The sequence below is a fragment of the Micromonospora taraxaci genome (assembly GCF_007830095.1).
GTDB classification, from domain to species: domain Bacteria; phylum Actinomycetota; class Actinomycetes; order Mycobacteriales; family Micromonosporaceae; genus Micromonospora; species Micromonospora taraxaci.
The window spans coordinates 3883791-3904956 of sequence record NZ_VIWZ01000001.1 but is presented as its reverse complement, the minus strand read 5'-3'; the positions used below and the strand labels follow the sequence as shown (position 1 = coordinate 3904956).

The 21166-nt window shown below is 70.6% G+C and carries 14 protein-coding genes; 7 read left to right on the top strand and 7 right to left on the bottom strand.

The annotated features are described in order from the left end of the window. The first annotated feature begins 70 nt into the window (after positions 1-70). A complete protein-coding gene (locus FHU34_RS17955; RefSeq protein WP_208745029.1) occupies positions 71-1015 on the top strand; it encodes a diacylglycerol kinase in 945 nt (314 codons plus the stop codon). Here the strand turns inward: FHU34_RS17955 and FHU34_RS17950 are convergent. Then, positions 978-1889, bottom strand: a complete 912-nt coding sequence (locus FHU34_RS17950) for an EamA family transporter (protein WP_425280535.1) — start codon at positions 1887-1889, stop codon at positions 978-980. The genes FHU34_RS17955 and FHU34_RS17950 overlap by 38 nt on opposite strands. 154 nt (positions 1890-2043) lie before the next feature. On the opposite strand from FHU34_RS17950, the gene FHU34_RS17945 reads away from it, so the two are divergent. Together FHU34_RS17945 and FHU34_RS17940 are read left to right on the top strand one after the other, a co-directional pair. Continuing rightward, positions 2044-2352: a hypothetical protein gene (locus FHU34_RS17945; protein WP_145781983.1), complete on the top strand. Its 309-nt coding sequence runs from the start codon at positions 2044-2046 to the stop codon at positions 2350-2352. Continuing rightward, on the top strand, positions 2349-2747 hold the full coding sequence (locus FHU34_RS17940) for a PIN domain-containing protein (RefSeq protein ID WP_145781981.1): 399 nt from the start codon (positions 2349-2351) through the stop codon (positions 2745-2747). Before FHU34_RS17945 ends, FHU34_RS17940 begins: the two co-directional genes overlap by 4 nt. 18 nt (positions 2748-2765) lie before the next feature. Here FHU34_RS17940 and FHU34_RS17935 read toward each other — a convergent pair whose 3' ends face one another. Next, positions 2766-3533, bottom strand: coding sequence for an HAD family hydrolase (locus FHU34_RS17935; RefSeq protein ID WP_145781979.1), 768 nt, complete (start codon positions 3531-3533; stop codon positions 2766-2768). A gap of 86 nt (positions 3534-3619) precedes the next feature. Between FHU34_RS17935 and FHU34_RS17930 the strand changes: the two genes are divergently transcribed. Then, positions 3620-6418, top strand: coding sequence for a DEAD/DEAH box helicase (locus FHU34_RS17930; protein WP_145781977.1), 2799 nt, complete (start codon positions 3620-3622; stop codon positions 6416-6418). A gap of 93 nt (positions 6419-6511) precedes the next feature. Here the strand turns inward: FHU34_RS17930 and FHU34_RS17925 are convergent, their stop codons facing one another. Next, positions 6512-8263 (bottom strand): FG-GAP-like repeat-containing protein, encoded by a 1752-nt coding sequence (locus FHU34_RS17925; protein WP_145781976.1) that lies wholly within the window; start codon positions 8261-8263, stop codon positions 6512-6514. A 267-nt stretch (positions 8264-8530) separates the two neighbouring features. Here FHU34_RS17925 and FHU34_RS17920 point away from each other — a divergent pair, with 267 nt between their 5' ends. Continuing rightward, positions 8531-9412, top strand: a complete 882-nt coding sequence (locus tag FHU34_RS17920) for an MHYT domain-containing protein (RefSeq protein ID WP_145781974.1) — start codon at positions 8531-8533, stop codon at positions 9410-9412. Positions 9413-9429: 17 nt separating this feature from the next. Here the strand turns inward: FHU34_RS17920 and FHU34_RS17915 are convergent, their stop codons facing one another. From FHU34_RS17915 to FHU34_RS17905, 3 genes are all read right to left on the bottom strand, one after another. Further along, the gene (locus FHU34_RS17915; RefSeq protein ID WP_244311718.1) at positions 9430-10272 is read right to left on the bottom strand and encodes an endonuclease/exonuclease/phosphatase family protein; all 843 of its coding nucleotides are present in this window, start codon (positions 10270-10272) and stop codon (positions 9430-9432) included. Positions 10273-10401: 129 nt separating this feature from the next. Further along, on the bottom strand, positions 10402-11340 hold the full coding sequence (locus tag FHU34_RS17910; RefSeq protein WP_145781972.1) for an SMP-30/gluconolactonase/LRE family protein: 939 nt from the start codon (positions 11338-11340) through the stop codon (positions 10402-10404). A gap of 163 nt (positions 11341-11503) precedes the next feature. Then, the gene (locus FHU34_RS17905) at positions 11504-13837 is read right to left on the bottom strand and encodes a beta-L-arabinofuranosidase domain-containing protein (RefSeq protein WP_145785656.1); all 2334 of its coding nucleotides are present in this window, start codon (positions 13835-13837) and stop codon (positions 11504-11506) included. Positions 13838-14591: 754 nt separating this feature from the next. Here FHU34_RS17905 and FHU34_RS17900 point away from each other — a divergent pair. Both FHU34_RS17900 and FHU34_RS17895 read left to right on the top strand, forming a co-directional pair. Beyond that, positions 14592-16349, top strand: coding sequence for a family 43 glycosylhydrolase (locus FHU34_RS17900; protein ID WP_208745174.1), 1758 nt, complete (start codon positions 14592-14594; stop codon positions 16347-16349). A gap of 394 nt (positions 16350-16743) precedes the next feature. After that, positions 16744-18114, top strand: a complete 1371-nt coding sequence (locus FHU34_RS17895) for a glycoside hydrolase family 10 protein (protein ID WP_208745028.1) — start codon at positions 16744-16746, stop codon at positions 18112-18114. 71 nt (positions 18115-18185) lie between these two features. On the opposite strand, the gene FHU34_RS17890 is transcribed toward FHU34_RS17895, so the two are convergent. Further along, positions 18186-21032, bottom strand: coding sequence for a glycosyl hydrolase (locus tag FHU34_RS17890; RefSeq protein ID WP_145781970.1), 2847 nt, complete (start codon positions 21030-21032; stop codon positions 18186-18188). Positions 21033-21166: the final 134 nt, after the last annotated feature.

Here is a 21166-nt window from a genome sequence, read left to right as displayed (position 1 = left end):
GCGGGAGGACTGATGGTGACGGCGCCCGCCCCTGGTGAACGGCGGGTGTCCGACCGGTACGGTGCTGCCCGTGACCGCAGACGATCACCTGCCCGGCCCGGTCGACCGCGCCCCGCTCCCCGGTGGCCCGGTGGCCGTACTCACGAACCCGACCGCCGGCCGGGGCCGCTACCGGGCCCTGCTGCCCCGGCTGCTGGACGGGCTGGCCGCCGCGGGCCGGCCGGTCCGGTTGTTGCCGGCGTCCGGGCCGGGCGAGGCGGAGGCGGCGTGCCGTGCGGCGGTCGCGGACGGCGCGGGAGCGCTGGTGGCGATCGGTGGGGACGGCACCGTGCACCAGGCCTTGCAGGCGGTCGCCGGCACCGACGTGCCCTTCGGGCCGATCCCCGCCGGCACCGGCAACGACTTCGCACTGGACACCGGGTTCCCGGCCGATCCGCTCGCGGCGGCGGACGTGATCGCGTCAGCGCTGCGCGACGGCCGCCGCCACACCGTCGACCTGGCCCGGATGAGCGGTGTGGACGGCACCGAGCGCTGGTACGGGGCGGTTCTCGCCGCCGGGTTCGACGCGATCGTCAACGAGCGGGCCAACCGGATGCGCTGGCCACGCGGCCCACGCCGGTACGACCTGGCGATCGTCGTCGAGCTGGCCCGGCTGCGCCCGCGTCGCTACACGATGCGCCTGGACGGGGTGCCGCACGAGGTGGACGCGGTGCTGGTGGCGGTGGGGAACTGCCCCACGTACGGCGGCGGGATGCGGATCTGCCCCGACGCGGACCCGACCGACGGGTTGCTCGACGTGGTGGTGGCGGGTCGGGTCGACCGACGGACCCTGATCCGGGTCAAGCCGCGCATCTACCAGGGCACCCACGTCAGCCACCCGCTCGTGCGCAGCTACCGCGCCCGTACCGTGGAGTTGGCCGCCGAGGGCATCACCACGTACGCCGACGGGGAACGTTCCCTGGGTCTGCCGGTGACGATCAGCGCCGTCCCGGGGGCCGTGCGGCTGCTGCGTTGACCCGTACCGCTCCGATGCTGGCAGCGATGACCAGCGCGATGGCGACGCACTCCAGCACTGTCAGCTCCTGCCGCAGCACCAGCCAGCCGGCGAGGGTGGCGACGGCCGGGCCGAGGCTCATGAGCACCGCGAAGGTGGCGGTGGGCATCCGCCGTAGCGCCAGCAGTTCCAGGGTGTAGGGCAGCCCGGAGGCGAGCACCGCGAGGGCGGCACCGAGCGCCAGCACCGGCGGGTCGAGCAGCACCGCGCCGCCGTCGACGATGCCCAGTGGCAGCGTGACCAGCGCGGCGAGGGTCAGCGACAGGGCCAGCCCGTCCGCGCCCGGGAAGCGGCCGCCGACCCGGGCGCTGAGCACGATGTACGCGGCCCACATGGCGCCGGCGCCGAACGCGAAGGCCACCCCGACCGGGTTGAGTCGGTCGAAGCCACCCTGTCCGAGCAGCGCCACCCCGGCCAGGGCCAGGCCCGCCCAGGCCCAGCTGGCCAGACGTCGGGCGCTGAACACCGACAGTGCGAGAGGGCCGAGGACCTCCAGCGTCACCGCCGGGCCCAGCGGGATGCGTTCGATGGCCTGGTAGAAGAGCGAGTTCATGCCGGCCAGCGCGAGCCCGAACGCGCCCACCGCGAGCCAGGCCGACCGGTCGTGTCCGCGCAGTCGGGGTCGGCACACCGCGAGCAGCAGCACCGCCGAGATCGTCAGGCGCAGGGTGACCGCGCCGGCCACCCCGGTACGCGGGAAGAGCAACGCGGCCACGGCGGCGCCGAACTGCACCGACAGCGCCCCGCCGAGCACCAGCCCCACGGCGACGACGCCACCGTGTCGGGCTGGTGGCGTGTCGGTCGGCGGTGGCGTGGGCAGCAGGATCTCGGTCACGGGCACGACGGTAGGCGTTCAGCTCCGCCTACCTCGCGGCGGTGTCCACCTGCGCGAACGCGACCTTTGTCGTTCGGCTCGTGGAAAGGGACGTTCGTCGCCGACACGGCGCACATGTTCGCCAACGTGGTGCTACCGGCGTACGGTCCCTGGTATGACTAGCGCGATGCGGAAGTTGTCGATCTCCGTGCCACCTGACGTGGCCGAGCGCCTGGAGCGGGAGTCCAACGCGAGCGCCTACATCACCCAGGCCGTCCGTGACCGGATGCGGCTGGATGCCCTGGACGCGGAGCTGGCCCACCAGGGCATTCCGATCACCGAGCAGGGCGTGGCCGAGGCGCGCGCCCGCCGGGCCGCCGTGGAGGCCGACTGGTCGCCGGAGCGCCGCAGTGCCCTTCGCGAGCGGGTCCGCCAGCACGCGTTGGACGCCGCCGCCGGGACGCTCGAACAACCGGCCGCGTGAGCCCCGAGGACGACCGCCCGGTGCGGCTCGTGCTGGACCGGTCGGCGCTGCTGGCGTACCTGGCGGGGTCGGTGCATGTCGGGGAGCCGCTGCACGAGGTCATTCAGGACCGCAACAAGTTCGGCGTCACCGCCGTGACCGCTGCGGAAGCCTTGGCGATCGTCAGCGACCCGAAGGAACGAGCGACCCTGCACCGGCTGCTGGACCTGGACGCCTGTGAGGTGCTCTCGACCGAGGGGCACTCCTGGCACGAACTCAGCTTCTGGCGCACGGTGACGGGCCGTGCCGATCTGGCCACCACGGCGCTGGCCGTCCTCGAACACGACGCTTCGATCCTCACCGGGGAAGACCGGTACGGCGACGGCGAGCTACCGGTGATTCACATTCCCGGCTGACGGCACGGAAACCGTGGTTCAGGCGGGCAGGGCGAGGTCGAGCACCGCGCCCAGCCCGTTCTCGCGGCCCGGCTCGGCGGCCGGGAGCACCAGCACCGAACAGCCGGCGGCCACCGCTCCCGCGTCCGCGGGCGTGTCGCCGACCATCAGGGTCTGCTCCGGGTCGACGCCGAGCATTCCGCAGGCACGCCAGAAGATCGCCGGGTCGGGCTTGCAGCGCCCCACCTCGTAGGAGAGCACGAAGGCGTCCACCAGGCCGGTCAACCCCCACGCGTCGAAGTGCGGCCGCAGGTCGAAGCCGATGTTGCTGACCACGGCGACCGGCACCCCGGCGTCGCGCAACGCGGTCAGCGTGGGCGCGGTGTCCGCGTACGGCAGCCAGCCATCGGCGGTCAGCAGCCGCTCGTAGAGCGCGTCGGCGAAGCCCTCGATGCCGGCGTCGACGGTCTCGGCCAGCCCGGTGTACGCGCCCCGGTGGGCGTGTTGGTAGAGGTCCCGGTCGGCCCACAACTCGGCCAGTCGGGGTGGCACCCGCGCCGGCAGTGGCCCGCCGGCCCGCCCGGCCGTCAGCAGCCGGTCGGCCAGCGAGGTGGCGCGGACCTGGTCCAGGGTGACCCCGCACGCGGTGGCGGCCTCCAGCACCCACCGCCGGGGCTCCTCCACCTGGGCCAGGGTGCCGTGGAAGTCGAAGAGCACCGCCTTCACGGGCCGTCGGGACGCCCGGGGGGCGGCGGCCTCGGCGTTGCCCGGCGGACGAGTCTGGGGCGGTTCGGCATGGTCCGGCACGCCGTGCACCCTACCGACCGCCCCGGACGGCACCTCGGGACGGCCTTGTGGGGTGTCGTGTCCCGGCACGCACTAATCTTGGTCGCATGTCGAGTCCCGCCGAGCGGTACGCGGAGGCCCGTCGCCGGGCCGCGCAGGCCTCACAGTTTCCAGCGCTGGACGAGTTCGCCCTCGACCTGGGGTTCGACCTCGACGACTTTCAGCGGGAGGCGTGCCAGTCGCTGGAGCGGGGCAGTGGGGTGCTGGTCTGCGCCCCGACCGGCGCCGGGAAGACCGTCGTCGGTGAGTTCGCCGTCCACCTGGCGTTGCGCGGTCGGCCCGACGATCCGGCGGGTGAGGACGCGGCGACCCCGGCGACCCGGCGCAAGTGCTTCTACACCACGCCGATCAAGGCGTTGTCCAACCAGAAGTACCACGACCTGGTCGCCCGGTACGGCGCCGAGCAGGTCGGGCTGCTCACCGGCGACAACGCGATCAACGGTGACGCGCCGGTGGTGGTGATGACCACCGAGGTGCTGCGCAACATGCTCTACGCGGGCTCCAGCACCCTGCAGGGCCTGGCGTACGTGGTGATGGACGAGGTGCACTACCTGGCCGACCGGTTCCGTGGTGGGGTGTGGGAAGAGGTGATCATCCACCTGCCCGCCTCGGTCACCCTGGTCTCGCTGTCGGCGACCGTCTCCAACGCCGAGGAGTTCGCCGACTGGCTGGTCACCGTACGCGGCGAGACGGCGGTGGTGGTCAGCGAACACCGGCCGGTGCCGCTGTGGCAGCACATGCTGGTCGGCAAGCGGATGTTCGACCTGTTCCACGACGCCGACGCCGCCCGCAAGCACGACGTGCACCCGGAGTTGCTGCGCTACACCCGGGAGACCGCGCGTCGGCTGGAGCTGGGCGAGGGCCGCAGCGCGGGGCCGGGCGCCGGCCGTCGTGGCCCGCGCTGGCGGGGTCCGCTGCGCCCGGACATCGTCGACCGGCTGGACCGGGAGGGTCTGCTGCCGGCGATCCTGTTCATCTTCAGCCGGGCCGGTTGCGCCGCCGCTGTGCAGCAGTGCCTCGCCGCCGGGCTGCGGTTGACGTCGCCGGAGGAGCGGGCCGAGATCCGCCGGGTCGTCGAGGCCCGGGTCACCGCCATCCCCGGCGAGGACCTGACAGTGCTCGGGTACTGGGAGTGGCTCGACGGCCTGGAGCGTGGGCTGGCCGCCCACCACGCCGGCATGCTGCCGGTGTTCAAGGAGATCGTCGAGGAGTTGTTCGTCCGAGGCCTGGTCAAGGCGGTCTTCGCCACCGAGACCCTGGCGCTGGGCATCAACATGCCGGCCCGCTGCGTGGTGCTGGAACGCCTCGTCAAGTACAACGGCGAGGCACACGTCGACCTGACGCCGGGGGAGTACACCCAGCTCACCGGCCGCGCCGGCCGCCGCGGCATCGACGTGGAGGGGCACGCCGTCGTGGTGTGGTCCCCGGAGACCGACCCCCGGCACGTGGCGGGGCTCGCGTCCACCCGCACCTACCCGCTGCGTTCCAGCTTCCGACCCTCGTACAACATGGCGGTGAACCTGGTCGGCACGGTCGGCGCGGAGCCGGCCCGGGCCCTGCTGGAGTCCTCGTTCGCCCAGTTCCAGGCGGACCGGTCGGTGGTCGGCCTGGCGCGGCAGGTGCAACGCAACACCGAGACGATCGAGGCATACGGCGCGGAGGCCGCCTGCCACCACGGCGACTTCGACGAGTACTTCGCGTTGCGGGTGGCGATCGCCGACCGGGAGAAGGCCATCGCCCGGCAGGGGCAGACCCAGCGCAAGGCCGCCGCGGTGGCGTCCTTGGAGCGGCTGCGCGTCGGCGACGTGATCCGGGTGCCATCGGGCCGTCGGGCCGGGTTGGCCGTCGTGCTGGACCCGGCGACCGGCGGGTTCGGTGAGCCCCGGCCGCTGGTGCTCACCCAGGACCGCTGGGCCGGGCGGGTCAGCCCCGGCGACTTCACCACCCCCGCGGAGGTCCTGGCGCGAATCCGGGTGCCCAAGCACTTCAACCACCGTTCACCGGCTGCCCGACGGGATCTCGCCGCTGAGGTGAGCGGCACCGGCCTGGACCGGCACAGCGGCCGACGGGGTGGCCGTTCCCGCCAGGTGACCGGCGAGGACCACCGGCTGACCCAGCTCCGCACCGAGTTGCGGCACCACCCCTGCCACGCCTGCCCGGAACGGGAGGAGCACGCCCGCTGGGCGGAGCGGCGTCGCCGGCTGGAGCGCGACACGGAGGAGCTGCGCGAGCGGGTGTCCGGGCGGACGGGATCGCTCGCCCGGACCTTCGACCGGATCGTGGCGCTGTTGACCGACCGTGGCTACCTGGCCCGCGACGGTGCGGTCACCGATGCCGGGCGGATGCTCGGCCGGATCTGGACCGAGGCCGACCTGCTGGTCGCCGAATGTCTGCGCCGGGGTGTGTGGAACGGTCTGTCGCCGGCCGAGTTGGCCGCTGCGGTGTCCGTGGTGGTCTTCGAGGCACGCCGCGACGTCGACGAGCGGGCGTCGCTGCCACGTGGGCCGGTGGCCGACGCGGTGGACGAGACGCTGAAGCTGTGGGGGGAGATCGAGGCCGACGAGGCGGCGCGGGGGTTGGCCGCGACCCGGGAGCCGGATCTCGGTTTCGCCTGGCCCGTCTACCGGTGGGCCCGTGGTGAGGTGCTGGCCAAGGTGCTCGGCAGCGGCCACGAGATCGACGGTGAGATGCCCGCCGGTGACTTCGTCAGGTGGGCGCGACAGGTGGTCGACCTCCTTGGTCAACTTGCCGACTCCGGCGGCGCGTCGCCGGAGTTGCGGTCCACCGCGCGGCAGGCGATCGCGGCCATCAACAGGGGCGTCCTGGCGTACCACACCTCCAACTGATCATCACTTTCGATCACCGCCGCTGCGGATGCCGTACGCCCGCGCGTCGCTGCCAGCCGATGGCCGGGCCGACGGCGACGCGCGGGCGTACGGTCAGGCGATCCCGCTGATGGTCTGCCAGCCCGTCCCCACTTCGGTCCACGGCCCGTCCGAAGGGTCGCCCGCGCTGTTGGTGTCACCCGCGTAGAAGAAGAGCTTGCCGTCCGCTGCGGTCGCCCAGAGGTCCGCGACTCCGTTCCCGTCGGCATCGCCGGCGGCCAGCAAGGGTCGGTTGGTCGACGTCCACCCTGTCGTTCCGTAGACGGACCGATCGTCGAAGCGTCCGTTGGCCTGACCCCGGTACAGGTAGAGCACGCCGCTGCCGGTGTCCCGGACGAGAAGGTCTGGGCGGCCGTCGTGGTCGGCATCTCCCGGGGCGGTGAGCGTCATCGGGCTCCAGCCGCTCGAGCCGATGAGCACGGGGGGAAGCAAACCTGGTTGGTGGAGCGGATCACTGGCGTGGAGATGCAGCTGATTGGCGCGGACCGCGACGACGTCCGGACGACCGTCACCGGTGATGTCGCCGACGCTGAGCACCTGGGACACAGCGGACCAGCCGGACCCTCCGAGGGCGATGCGGTCGGAGAGCCTGCCGTACCCCCGGTTCGGGTAGACCCAGAGCCCGTCTCCCACCCGCGCCAGCACGTCCTCGGTGCCGTCGCCGGTGAAGTCACCGCGGTGGCTGATCGCCGCGCCCGTCCATCCTCCCGTGCCGATGATGCCGTTGGGCCAGTTCAACCTGCCATTTCCCCTGCCGTCGTAGAGCCGTAGCTGACCGGCGGCGTCGATGGCGATGAGGTCGGCTCGCCCGTCGCCGGTCAGATCACCGGGTGTCGCCGGCGCACCGGGTGTTCTCGTACGCAGGTATCCGACGAGTGGCGCGTGGTCGGAGTAGCCGTTCGAACCGTCGGGCAGGCCGTAGTAGGTCGTGTCCACCCGGGAGAGGTCCGCGTCGCAGTACCGGAAGAGCGTTCCGGCGCCGGGGCGTGCCGCGAAGATGTGGTCGCGTTTGCGCCACACCTGCGTCGTGGAGCCGTTCCACGCGAGGTGGGTCTCCTCGTTGACGGTGTCGCCGACGCCGTACGACTGGCGGTCGCACTCATCGAACGTGGCCTCGAGATCGGCGAGCTCCCTGGACTCGGGGAAGAAGTTGAAGTCGCCGCCGAGAACGAGGTCGTGACGATCGGGCCAGACGAGATTCTCGATCGTGTCCACCTGACCCGGGCGCCGCGGATCGGCCGCGTCGGCCAGCACGTGCGTGGTGCACAGGCGCGTCGTCCACTCTGCGGTGCGTACGCAGAGCAACGGTAGCTGCTGCAGGTTCACCGTCGGCGTGCTCGGAACGGTCGGCTGGTCTGTGGTCGCGGTGATGGTCGCCTTGACGAGCACCGCGACGCCCAGGTCGCCCTTGAGATCGTTTGCGCCCGTACCCCGGCAGTAGCTGGCACCGTCGGCGGGCCGCTGCACCAGAGCGTGCCGATAGCTCCAGCCCGACCCGAGGGCGGTAGCCAGCAGGCTGAGCTGGCTGCCGTCCTCGCCACCGCAGATCTCCTGGAGCAGTACGACATTCGCGCCGTGTTCGGTCACCACCCTGGCGATTTCATTCGCCTTGCGCTGCGGGTCGGTCCGGTACGGGCAGTAGGAGTCGAAGCCGGGATTCCCGCCGGCCTCTCCGCAGATGTTCCAGGTCACGACCCGTAGTTCAGGCGGAGCCACTGCGGCCGACGCGGTGTGCGGTCGGACGGTCAGGAAGAACGGAAGGGCCACGACCAGCACGCCGAGGACTCGCAGGAGCAATCTGTGCATGGCGCCAGATCTTCGCAGACGCTCCTCGGTCCTGCTGCCCGTCGAGCCTCTCGGGGCCGGTGACCCGAAGGTCGGTGTGCGGGGGTGCCCACCTCGGCCTGACCGTCACACTCAGTCACCGTCGCTGGTTAATCGACGCATCGGACGGTTACCGCCACGCCACCCCTCGAATACGGCCGGGGGTGCTATTGCGCCTGATCACGGCGCCCCTGATCATTGCCCGAGCGTTTTGTTGACGCGCTGGTAACGAATGGGGAGAAGGCCGCGGTGGGGGACATTAATCACTTTGAGTACGGGTGGATCACACCCGCGTTGAGCTACGCGCTGTCCGTGCTCGGTTCCGTCCTCGGTCTGGTCTGCGCCGGGCGCATCCGTACGGCACGGACGAGCGGGCAGCGGGCGTGGTGGGGTCTGCTGTCGGCTTGGGCGCTGGGCGGCACCGCCATCTGGGCGATGCACTTCATGGCGATGCTCGGGTTCGCCGTGGAGAACACCCGGATCCGCTACGACGTGCCGCTGACCGTGGCCAGCACGGTCATCGCGGTGGTGGCTGTCGGTATCGGTCTGGCCATCGTCGGCACCGGCCGGTTGAACGCCGTGCGGCTGATCGCCGGTGGCGTCTTCACCGGGGCGGGCGTGGCTGCCATGCACTACACGGGCATGGCGGCGATGCGGCTCAACGGCACCCTCGGGTACGACACTCTCCGGGTCGCGCTCTCCGTGGTCATCGCCGTCGTGGCGGCCACCGTCGCGCTGTGGCTCGCGATGACGGTTCGCAAGGGGGTGGCGGTCTTCGCCTCCGCGTTGGTGATGGGCATCGCCGTGAACGGGATGCACTTCACCGGGATGAGCGCCCTGTCGGTGCACCGTCACGACGGTGCGAACCGCGAGGTGACCGGGGCCGGGGTGAGCACCCTGCTGGTGCCGATCATGCTGGCGGTCATCTTCGGGGTGGTCGGGCTGCTCTACGCGCTGCTCGCCGCCCCGACCGACGACGACCGGGCCGCCTCGGCCTACCTCAACGAGCGTCGGGTCTCCGAGCCGGCACCCCCGACGCCCGCCCCTGACCCGGTCGGCTTGCGCGCCCGGTCCACCCTCGGTCAGCCGGGCAACCCGTTCCCGTCCCGCCGGGACACGCCGCCCCGCTGACGCCGTCTCGGCGGACCTCAGGTCGGCGGCCGGTCGTCGATGACGAGGGTGGCCAGCAGCCCGGGATGGTCGGTCGCCTCGCGCATGGGCACCGACCTGCGACAACAGATGGTCACACCGCCCGTCGCCACGATGTGTTGGAGCGCGCCGTCGTCCACCCGCTGGTGGTCGGGCGGGGTGCAGGACCGCACGTCGGGGTCGCCGCCGACCCGGAGGTTGAGGTCGCCGGCGAGCACGGATCCGCTGTTCCCGCGGATGGTGGGCAGGACCGTGTCGAGCAGGTGCCCGCACTGGGCGAGCGCCACCCGGTAGCTGGTGTTGGCCAGGTGTGTGGTGCAGGCGAGCAGCCTGCGGTCGACGTCCACGCAGAGCCAGGCCCGTTCCTCGGGGTCGGCGAGATCCTGCGTCGGGTGAATTCCGCGGTGCACGCCGCCCGGGATGTCCGGCGTCTTGACGCGGGCCAGCAGCCCGACGCCGTACGGCTGCCCGTTGCGGCACCGGGTGTCGGCCCCGCTGGGCCGGTCCCCGGCGGGCTGGAACGCCGACACCACGCCCCGACCGTGGTGGACGGCCGCGAACACGCGTCGCAGGGCGGGGACGTCACCCTGACAGATCTCGTTCAGGGTGACCAGATCGGGTGCCTCGGTGTCGATCACCTCGGCGGCGACAGCCATCGACCGGCCGGTGTAGCAGCCGGCCCGACCGCTGTTGCAGAGGTTCAGTTGCAGCATCCGCAGGACCGTGTGTCGTGCGGTGTCCGTGGTGCTGGTCGCTTGCGGCCGGCTGGGCAGCCCGGCGGCGACGAGCAGCAGGCAGACGGCCACCGCTCGGCGCGAGAATCGGGACGGACGATCGGCCACGCGCACTCCGGGTGGGGCAGGCGACGGTCGTCGCCACGGTGGCAGTGATCGTACTCGCGGCGGACCGGCGGCTGACCGGGCGCGGGTCACCCCGGGGGCACGCGCGCCGCGCGTACCCCCGGGGGTTGGTCAGCGCGCGCGGACCGCGACGACCGTGTACGGGGTGGTCGGGGTCGGTGGGGTGGTGAAGCGGCCGTTGGGCAGGTAGAGCCGGCCCAACGCCGTGGCGACGGTGGTGGGTACGTCGAAGTTCGGGTCGGTGATGGTGGCGGTGAACGTTCCGGCGGTGCCGGCGCGGTTCAGCGTGACCACCGCGATCTGGTTGAGGCGGTTCTGCACGACGTAGAGGGTGCGGCCGAGCAGCAGCAGACCGTCGCCGTTGGTGAAGGTCTGGCCGGGCACGTCCACGGCGGTGCTCACGCCGGTCAGCGGGTCGACCCGGTACAGCGTGCCGGTGTTCGACTGAACGACGATCAGGGCCCGACCGTCCGGTGTGGTGGTGATGCCGTTGAGGTTCACGCCGGTGCCGATTTGCTCGTACGCCCCGGTCAGCGCGATGGTGGTGAAGCCGTCGGCGGGCGGCAGCGCGCCGCCGCGACCGAGCGGCAGCCGGTAGAGCACCGGCCGGTTGGAGTCGGTGAAGTACGCGGCGTCGCGGGTCAGGATCACGTCGTTGACGAACGTGGGCGCGGTGGCGAACTGGTAGCTGGCCAGCACGTCGCCCGTGCGGGTGTCGAGCACGCGGGCGTCGCCGGCCGTGCCGCCGGCGACGAACAGCCGGCCGCGTGTGTCGACCTTGAGGCCCAGCGACGGGGTGCCGGTGGCCGCGCCGATCGTCGTGCCGCGGCCGGTGACCAGGTCGACGCGCTGGATGGCGCCGGTCGCGCGGGAGCCGAAGTAGGCGTACCGGCCGGCGGTGGCGATTCCCTCGGGCTGGAATCCGTCGGGCAGGGCGAGGACGGTGGGGGGCGGGCCTGCGGGGTGCGCCTGCGCAGGGCTGACGGCGACGGAGGTCAGTAGGGCCACGACGAGCGCGCCGCCGAGCGTGGTGCGGAGGGGGCGGTTCACTGTGCTCCTTCCGGGCGGAAGGGCGGCAGCAGCCGACACGTCCGCCACGTTCACTGGGGCCAGGACCTGTTCCACTGTACGACCGCCGCCGCCCTCCCGCCCGGCGTCACCGGCGCGACCGAGCGAATCGGCCGCGCCGGTGCGACGTCGAGCGGGGTGGATGTCAGGCGTTGCGGACGAGCCTCCACCGGTTGTCCGCGCTGCCGTTGTCGGAGTCCTGGACGGCCTGCGCGCCCCAGGCGGTCGACCCGTTCAGGATGCCGAGCAGCTTGTTGCTGTTGACGTTGCGGATCTTGTAGGTGCCGTCGCCGTTGTCCACCAGGATCCACCGGTGGTCGGCGGTGCCGTTGTCCGCCCACTGCAGGACCCGGGCGTTGTCGGCGGTGGACATGTTCTCCACGCCCAGGACCTTGCCGCTGTTGACGTTGCGGAACCGGACCGTGTTGCCGTCGGTCACCATCACCCAGTTGTGGTCCGCGGTGCCGCTGTCACCCCACTGCACGGCCAGGCCGCCGTCGGCGGTGGACATGTTCTGGATGCCCAGGACCAGCCCGGTCCCGACGTTGACCAGGCGGTAGCTGCCTCCGGTGCTGCCGCCGCCGGTGGTGCTCCAGTAGACCGTGTAGTTGTAGCCGTGGGCGTCCTGGAAGGGTGCGAGGTTCACAGTGGACCCGTTCGCGCTGGCGGTGAACGCGAGCGAGCTGGTGCTGGTGCGCGTGATCGAGGAGACGGTGAGCGACGGCAGGGCGCTCAACGTGGTGTTGCCGTAGTTGCCGGCCAGCACGGTCGGCCCGTACGTCGCGGCGGCCACCGAGCTGTTGTCGTTGGCGGCCCGCATGACGACCTGCATCGGCAGCCGTACGGTGACGGTGTCCCCGGCGGCCCAGGTGCGGGTGACCGTCGCGTAGCTGCCCGGTGTGGTGGCGACGTTCTGCGCCGTGCCGTTCACGGCGATCGTCGCGCCGGTCGTCCAGGCCGGGATCCGCACCCGGATGCTCCACGAGCCGCTCATCGTCCCGGACAGGGTCAGGGTGGTGGTGTCGCTGACCGGGTAGGTGGTGCTCTGGGTGACAGTGATGCCTCGCTGGGACCAGTTCAGGACCGACGGCGTGAACAGGTTCACGGTCAGGGTGGTCCCGTTGTAGAAGTAGATGGACTCCATCAACCTGGTGTTGATCTCCAGGCCGGTGCCCTGGCAGCACCAGAACGAGTTGTAGTCCGTGCTCCAGGTGCCGCCGCCCCACGCCGGTCCCACACCGCGACGCCCGCCCGGCCGCAACGGGGTGAAGTAGGTGATGTGGCCGTGGCTGTCGGCCGGGTTCTGCCCACCGATCAGGTGGTTGATCAGGGCCCGCTCGTAGAAGTCGAAGTAGTCGGTCCGGTTCGGGTCGAGCAGCCACAGCTCCCGGGTCAGCTTGAGCATGTTGTACGTGTTGCACTGCTCGCAGGTGTCGTTGCTGAGGTACCCGGCGATCGCGTTGGGGGCCCGGAAGTGCTCGGCCTGGCTGTTGCCGCCGATGACGTAGGTGTGCGCGTTGACTGTCATGTTCCACGCGTTGCTGGCGATGTCCCGGTAGCGGGTGGTGCCGGTGGCCTTGAACTCCCGGGCCGCGCCGATCCACTTGGGCACCTGCGTGTTGGCGTGCAGCCCGGAGAGCTGGTCCTGATTGTTGGCCAGCGGGTTGAAGACGGCGGCGTGGTCGAACCGCTGGGCGGTGGTGAGCCAACGGGAGTCGCCGGTCTGCTGGTAGATGTCGGTGAGGACGTCGTTCATCCCACCGAACTCGGTGCCCAGCATCGACTGCATCTGGCTGGAGCTCAGCCGGCTCGTCCGGGTGTCGACCCAGCCGGCCAGCGCCAGCAGCACCGTACGGGCCTGCGTGTTTCCGGTGTACCGCCAGACGTCGAGCAGCCCGGCGAGGGTCTTGTGGATGCAGTAGTAGGGCACGTTGCCGTTGGACAACGTCCGGGCTTCCAGGGCGGTGAAGTCGGACTCCGGGAAGCCGGACAGGTATCCGGCGCCGAAGCCGGCGGCTCCGTTGTTGGCCTGGCACTTGGCCAGCTCGGCCACCATGTAGTTCGCCTTGTCCCGGCAGGTGGTGTCGCCGAGCACCGCGTACGCGTACGACCACGCGGTCAGGAAGTGCCCCTGCATGTGGGTCCGGAACGGGAAGTTCGGCGCGTCCCAGCCTCCGTTGGTGGCGGCGCCGTTGGTGGACAGCCGGTGGTTGGCGCGGAAGTTGTAGAGCATCCGGTCGACGTCGACGAACCGCAGGTAGTTGAGCGTGCGCGTCTGGTTGTCCATCCAGCGGCTCGAGTTGAGCCGTACCTGCCCGAGGTCGAACGGGTACGCCGAGACGCCGAGGTCGGGTCGGACCGGTGGGACGACGGCCGCGGACGCGCCACGCGGAGCGACGGCGGCACCGGCTGCGGAGAGGGCCACGGTGGCTCCGGCGGCCTGCAGCAGGCGGCGGCGGCTGAGCGGCGGGGGTGGCATGGGACCTCCAAGGGTGTGCTGCGTGGTGGTGATCCGGAAGGTGGCGTCCTGCCGGTCGGCGGCACTCGAACTGCCACTGAGCGTGTCGACGCGCAGGAGTCGGTTCGCGTGCCGCAGGAAGTTGTCGCCGTGGGCGCCCGGTGCCCGACCCGGTACGTCATCGCGGCACATCAATGTGATCGCTAACATAGTTGGTCGTTAACATGCCCGCAACCCCCCGGATCGCCAGCCCGGCGGCCGGCGAGGGTCCGCCCGGTCGCGTCCTGCCCTGGCGTCGCGGCGACGGCCGTCGAGGTGGGGTCGTGGGCGGGTCCGAACCCGACGCCGCCGGTGTTCTTGATCGGGAGTTCATGACATAGCGTCACACGAACGGTGCTCGCTCTCCGTTGACGCCCGCCTCGCCGCTCAGTACGGTGCATCGTAAATTGTGGATGTCAGCGTCGATACATCAATGCTGCGATGTGGTTACGACGGTCATCTCGCACCACAAAAAATCGAGGTCAGATCAGGGGAGGGGGAGTCACTCAAGATCTGTTAGCGCTAACACGGCTGCCGGCCGTGCTGCTCGGTGTGCGCGCGGTGACCCCGCTCGATCGGCAGCCTGGCAGAGGTGGCTCGTCGATCCGGACCCGTGCACCGCGCACTCTCTGTGGGAGTAATCGTGAAGGTGAACACCCGCGCCACGACCTGGGCTCGCGGCAGGATCAGGCGTGCCGTCGCCTGGCTGGCGAGCCTCGTCTGCGTCCTCGCCCTGCTGCCGGCCAGCGCCGCCCAGGCGGACAATCCGATCGTCCAACACATCTACACCGCCGATCCGGCACCGTTGGTGCACAACGGCCGGGTGTATCTCTACACCGGGCACGACGAGGACGGCTCGACGTACTTCACCATGAAGGAATGGCGGGTGTGGTCGTCGGCCGACATGGTGAACTGGACCGACCACGGCTCGCCGTTGAACCTGGCCACGTTCTCCTGGGCGGACGCCAACGCGTGGGCCGGTCAGGTCATCGCGCGCAACGGCAAGTTCTACTGGTACGTGCCGGTGCGCCAGCGTTCGAACGGGCAGATGGTCATCGGGGTGGCGGTGGGCGACAGCCCGACCGGTCCGTTCCGCGACGCGCTCGGCCGGCCCCTGGTCGGAAACAACGAAATCGACCCGTCGGTTTTCATCGACGACGACGGGCAGGCGTACCTCTACTGGGGCAACCCGGGGCTCTGGTACGTGAAATTGAACGCCGACATGATCTCGTACTCGGGTAGTGCGACCCGGATCCAGCTCACCACGGCGGGCTTCGGCACCCGTAACGGGAACGCCAGCCGCCCGACCCTCTACGAGGAGGGTCCGTGGGTGTTCAAGCGCAACGGGTTGTACTACAACGTGTTCGCGGCGGAGTGCTGCTCGGAGTTCATCGCGTACTCCACCGCCACCGGCCCGACCGGGCCGTGGACCTATCGCGGGACGATCATGCCTCGGCAGGGCGCCAGTTTCACCAACCACGCCGGCGTGATCGATTTCCAGGGCGGCTCGTACTTCTTTTACCACAACGGGGCGCTGCCGGGCGGCAGTGGTTACACCAGGTCGGTCGCGGTGGAGAAGTTCACCTACAACTCCAACGGCACGATCCCGACGATCACCATGACCACCACCGGCGCACCGCAGGTGGGAACGCTGAATCCGTACGTGCGGCAGGAGGCCGAGACGATCGCGTGGGGCTCGGGCATCGAGACCGAGGTGTCCAGCGAGGGCGGGATGAACGTCGGCTGGATTGAGAACGGCGACTACATCAAGGTCAAGGGCGTCGCGTTCGGCGCGGGGGCGACCTCGTTCACCGCCCGGGTCGCGTCGGCGACCAGCGGTGGCCGGATCGAGGTACGCCTGGACAGCACCAGCGGCCCGACGGTGGGCACCTGCACCGTCGGTGGCACCGGTGGCTGGCAGACCTGGACCAGCACCACCTGCGCGGTCAGCGGCGCGACCGGCACCCGCGACCTGTACCTGCGCTTCGCCGGTGGCAGTGGCAACCTGTTCAACCTCAACTGGTGGCAGTTCAACGGCAGCACTGGCAGCGGCGGGAACGTCCTCACCAACGGCGACGTGGAGAACGGCACGACCGGCTGGGGTGTGAACGGCAGCGGAACGATCTCCCGGAACACGTCGGTCGTTCGGGGTGGCGCCGGTTCCCTGTCGATCACCGGGCGCACCTCCGCGTGGAACGGCCCCAGCCAGGACGTGACGGCGAAGCTCACCAATGGCAAGAGCTACACCACGAACGTCTGGGTACGCGCGCAGAGCGGCACACCGTCCGCGAAGGCGACACTGGCGCTGACCGCCAACGGTACGACCAGCTACCTCCAGCTGGCCCCGGCGACCGCTGTCACCGCGAACGGCTGGACGCTGCTCACCGGCACGGCGACCCCGTCGTGGAGCGGCACGCTCACCGGCGCCACGTTCTACGTCGAGACGGCGGCGGGCACCGACAGCCTGCTCGTCGACGACGCCTCGTTCCAGTGACGTGCGGTGCCGGAGTCGTGGTCGCGCGGCTCCGGCACCCACCCGTGGCCGCAGGCGCAGTCGCCCGGTCCGTTACGACTTGACGAACGACATGTTATCGCTCACAGTCGATGGATGAGGGCGGCCACACCTGTGGCTCACCGGGCGAGTCGGCCGGCCGCACCTCGGAACGTGACGTCCGCCCAGGGCATGCCGGACGTCGCGTCAGGACTCCCAGCAGTGGTGCCGTGACGGCTACCGGGCTCGCAGTCATGGTCCCGCCGGACCTGGGACACCACCGCCGTCGTACGGGGGCATCGGTCGCCGGGCATCGCCGATGCGGCTCTCCGACGTCGCGGGTGCAGCTTCGGGCGCTGCGCCCCCACCGCTGAACCACCACAGACAAGGAATCCGCATGAATCACAGAAGACTCCTGCGAGCGGCGGTGACCATCGCGGTCACCGGCGCTCTCGCGACCGGTATGACGATGGTGTTGACCACCGGGGCCAGTGCCGGGACCACCCTCGGGGCGTCGGCGGCGGAGAAGGGCCGTTACTTCGGTGCCGCCGTGGCGACGGGCAAGCTGTCCACCAGCGTGTACACGACGATTCTGAACCGCGAGTTCAACAGTGTCGTGGCCGAGAACGAGATGAAGTGGGACGCCACCGAGCCGCAGCAGGGTCGGTTCAGCTACACCGGTGGTGATCGTCTGGTCAGCCACGCGCAGGCCAACGGCATGAGCGTGCGCGGTCACGCGCTGCTGTGGCACCAGCAGGAACCGGGCTGGGCGCAGGGCATGTCGGGCAGCGCGTTGCGCAGCGCGATGATCAACCACGTCACCCAGGTCGCCACACACTTCCGGGGGAAGATCTACGCCTGGGATGTGGTGAACGAGGCGTTCGCCGACGGTGGTTCGGGTGGGCGGCGTGACTCGAATCTGCAGCGTACGGGTAATGACTGGATCGAGGCGGCGTTCCGGGCGGCGCGGGCGGCGGATCCGGGTGCGAAGTTGTGTTACAACGACTACAACACCGACGGGGTCAACGCGAAGTCGACCGGGATCTACAACATGGTGCGGGACTTCAAGTCCCGTGGTGTGCCGATCGACTGTGTGGGGTTCCAGTCGCACCTGGGCACGTCGTTGGCGTCTGATTACCAGGCCAACCTGCAGCGGTTCGCCGATCTCGGTGTGGATGTGCAGATCACCGAGCTGGACGTGATGACCGGCGGCAACCAGGCCAACATCTACGGCGCCGTCACCCGGGCCTGCATGAACGTGTCCCGCTGCACCGGTATCACGGTGTGGGGTGTGCGCGACTGCGACTCGTGGCGTGGTTCGGACAACGCGCTGCTGTTCGACTGCAACGGCAACAAGAAGGCCGCGTACACCAACGTCCTGAACGCCCTCAACGCCGGCACGGGCACCCCGACCACGCCCCCGCCGACCAGCCCGCCGCCCACCGACCCGCCGCCCACCACCCCGCCGCCGACCACGGGCGGATGCTCGGCGTCGGTGTCGCTGAACTCGTGGACCGGTGGGTTCGTGGCCACCGTGAAGGTGACCGCAGGCTCAGCCGGCACGAACGGGTGGAACGTCAGCGTCACCCTCCCGAGTGGCGCCAGCGTCACCAACACCTGGAGCGCGACGGCCAGCGGCTCCAGCGGCACGGTGCGATTCGCCAACGTGGACTACAACGGCCGGCTCACCGCGGGGCAGGTCGCCGAGTTCGGCTTCCAGGGCACGGGCAGCGGGACCGGCATGACGCCCACCTGCACCGCCTCCTGACCCTTCGAGCGCACACGACGGCCGGTGTGGAGGATGGTTCTCCACACCGGCCGTCGTACGCAGCGGGTCGGTCAGGAGTACGGGAGCCGCAGCACCGACTGGTTGCCGAGGCCAATGGTGCTGGGGTTGTTGCCGATCGCCGACCACACCTCAACCCGGACCCTGCCGTTGCTCAACGCGCCCAACGTGCCGGTGGCCGAGGCTAGGCCGGCGCCCTGGGTGTAGTGCTCGTAGCCCGAGACCGGATCGGTGGCGAAGTAGCGCCACGTCTCCACCCGGTCCCAACTGCCGTTGCCGGTGAGGTCGTAGGAGACCCGCACCTGCACGCCGTTGCCGACCGCCGTCCCCGCGTCCACGAACAGGTCGAACGTCGTCTGCCCACCGGAGTAGGCGAGGTTGAGGCCCGTCGCCGTGAAGACCTGCGCGTTGGTGGGCGTACCGTCGTGGTTGCCGTTGGCCGCCGCGACGGTCGTCGTGGCCGCGCTACCGGCGGCACCCAACCCGCCCCCGGGCAGCAGGTACCGCGTCGGACCGCCGGTGGACGGCGGCGGAGTCGTCGTCGTCGGGGGTACGCCGCCGGCCGCGTTACCGCCACTCCAGGTGTACGCCCCGGTGGTGGCCGTCTTACCGGCGCCCACGCTCAGCGTGGTGCCGTTGGAGAACGTCACGGTGATCGGGCTGGCGGTCGGGTTCGACGCCACGTAGGTGCGGGCGCCGTTGCGGGAGAAGACCGCCGACAGTGGATGGTTGCCGGTCACCGTCGTGTCGACGGTGCCCAGCGCCGCGAGGTTGCGGATCCAGTGGAAGGTGTGCGCTCGGCTCTCGCCCTCCTCCGGCGTGTAGCCGGGGTTCGCGCGGAGGTTCGCCAGCGCCGCGTCGGGGTCACCGAGGGCCTGGAACTGCCAGAGGATGTCCTGCCACACCGTCGGTTGCCCGCCATTGTTGCGGACCAGTTCGGCGTAGTTGGTCCGCACGTACGCCGGGTTGTTGCCCAGGTACAGGTGCCCGCCGGTGACCGGCAGCAGGTTGATGCCCTGGATCATCTCCGGTTCGGCGCTGAACCAGGTGGCGTACGCGCCGCCGCTGCCCCAGACCATGCCGACGGTGGAGTGCCCGAAGGCGGCGGGGAAGTTCTGGTCGCTGACGTCGAACCAGTACTCCTGGATCGCCGCGGCCTGGGTGGTGTAGAGGAAGACGCCGGCGTCGCGGACGGCGGTGTCACCAGTCGTCTGCCCCCACTGGATCAGGGCGCTGGCGAAGTTCATCCCCTCCGACGAGGACTCCTGATTGTTGCCGGAGCCGAAGGAGCCGTGCCCGGACGCCCAGTCGTGGCCGGCGTAGATGTCGAAGTCCCGCAGGTACGGGAAGCGGGTGTCGTCGCGGCGGTAGTTGTTGGCGTCGCGGATCAGCAGGTCGACCATGCCGCCGTAGCGGCTGGTGGCCGCCCAGGTCGGGTCGAACTTGGCCAGGGTCGCCGCGGCGGCGATGTAGTAGCCGTAGTGGAAGTGGTGGTCGTTGAGCTCCTGGTCGGACCCGTACGACGCGGGGTAGCCGATCAGGGTGCCCCAGTTGTTGTCGTAGTAGAAGACCCGGCTGGTCTTGCCGCTGGACGCGGTGAACCAGTCGGTGAGGGTGCTGCGGATCGCGTTCAACGCGCTGTCGCGCGTCGCGGTGTCGTTGACCTGGTCGGCGATCTCGGCGATCCGGGCGGCCCGACCGAGCCCCTTGCCGGTCCAGTAGGTGTCGTTGCCGCGTTGGTCCATCGGGTTGCCGCGAACGGCCGCCAGTTGGCTGGTGAGCGTCGCCAGGTCACTCCCGCTGCCGTCGCCGACGGCCGGCAACTCCGGCAGGATGCCCTGGAACTTCATCGCGGTGCGGAACTGGTTGACGCCGGTCAGCACCTTCATCCGGCCGCGCGCCGACGGGTAGGTCGGGGTGATCGCGGTGGATCCGCTGAGCGACTTCCACTGGTGCGGGTAGAGGCTGACCACGGTCTGCGTGGCGGTGCCCTCCCGGGCGGTGGTGGTGAACGCGTACGTGGTGGTGAGACCACTCGTCGCCGGGTTGTACGAGTACGAGACCTGGGTGCCGGTCACGTGGGCGTGCGCGTACTGGCCGTAGGTCGCGGCCAGGCTGGCGCGTTCCGATGCGCTCGACGTCGGCGGCAGGAGGGCGATGGAGAAGTAACCCCGACCGGCCAACGTGGACGAGATCCGGCCGGATGCGACCGTCCAGCTCGCGCCGCTCGGGGCGTACCCGACGTAGTCGTGGCCGTTGACCCGGAAGCCGATGGTGGCGCCGCTGTTGGACCAGACGTCCGGGGTGCCGGCGGTGCTGATCGACGCGTCGCCGCCGGTGGCCTGGAAGTACGCGAAGGGCAGACCGTGGCCGATGGTGGCGCGCAGGGTGCGGGTGCCGTCGCTCCAGTGCGGGCTGACCGTCCAGTCCGTCCAGCCGTCCACCTTGACCTGCGGTGCGGCGAGTCCGGCGACGCCGACCCGGATGTCCTGCACGTACGGGTAGTGGAACTCCCCGACGCCGGTCGCGGTGCCGCTGATGGCGGGTGTGGAGTTCGCGGAGAAGCCCAACCCGTCGGTGAAGGTGTCGTACGAGATCGGGTGGGCGTGCAGGGGCTCGCTGAAGGAGCAGTCGGTGCGCTTCCACAGCAGCGAGGACCACCAGTCGTTGGTGGGTATCGGGCCGGTGGGCGCGTTGGCGGTGGCGAACTGACGGGGGTTGCTGGACATCGCGCCGCACCCGCTCGGGAGCGGGCCGACCGGTGTGGTGGTGTAGCTGCCGGCGCCGACGGGTGCGGCCTCGGCCGCGCGGGTGACGGGGATCGCGAGGCCGCCGACGACCAGGGCCAGCGCGGTAACGGCGGCCAGGGCCCATCGGCGGTGGGGGACGGGAGGTTTCATGGTGCCTCCATCGCGCGCCGGGTGTGGCCGTTTCCGGGTCCGACGCGGTGCGTCTGAATTGGGGGGAAGGTCGGGTGAGAGAGCGCTCTCACGGCCACGGTAGTGGAGCACCGAGATTCCCGTCAATGTGTCCG

Coding starts and splice junctions, on each gene's coding strand:
- FHU34_RS17945 (WP_145781983.1), top strand. CDS start 2,044: ATGACTAGCGCGATGCGGAAGTTGTCGATCTCCGTGCCACCTGACGTG.
- FHU34_RS17930 (WP_145781977.1), top strand. CDS start 3,620: ATGTCGAGTCCCGCCGAGCGGTACGCGGAGGCCCGTCGCCGGGCCGCG.
- FHU34_RS17925 (WP_145781976.1), bottom strand. CDS start 8,263: ATGCACAGATTGCTCCTGCGAGTCCTCGGCGTGCTGGTCGTGGCCCTT.
- FHU34_RS17905 (WP_145785656.1), bottom strand. CDS start 13,837: ATGCCACCCCCGCCGCTCAGCCGCCGCCGCCTGCTGCAGGCCGCCGGA.
- FHU34_RS17895 (WP_208745028.1), top strand. CDS start 16,744: ATGAATCACAGAAGACTCCTGCGAGCGGCGGTGACCATCGCGGTCACC.
- FHU34_RS17890 (WP_145781970.1), bottom strand. CDS start 21,032: ATGAAACCTCCCGTCCCCCACCGCCGATGGGCCCTGGCCGCCGTTACC.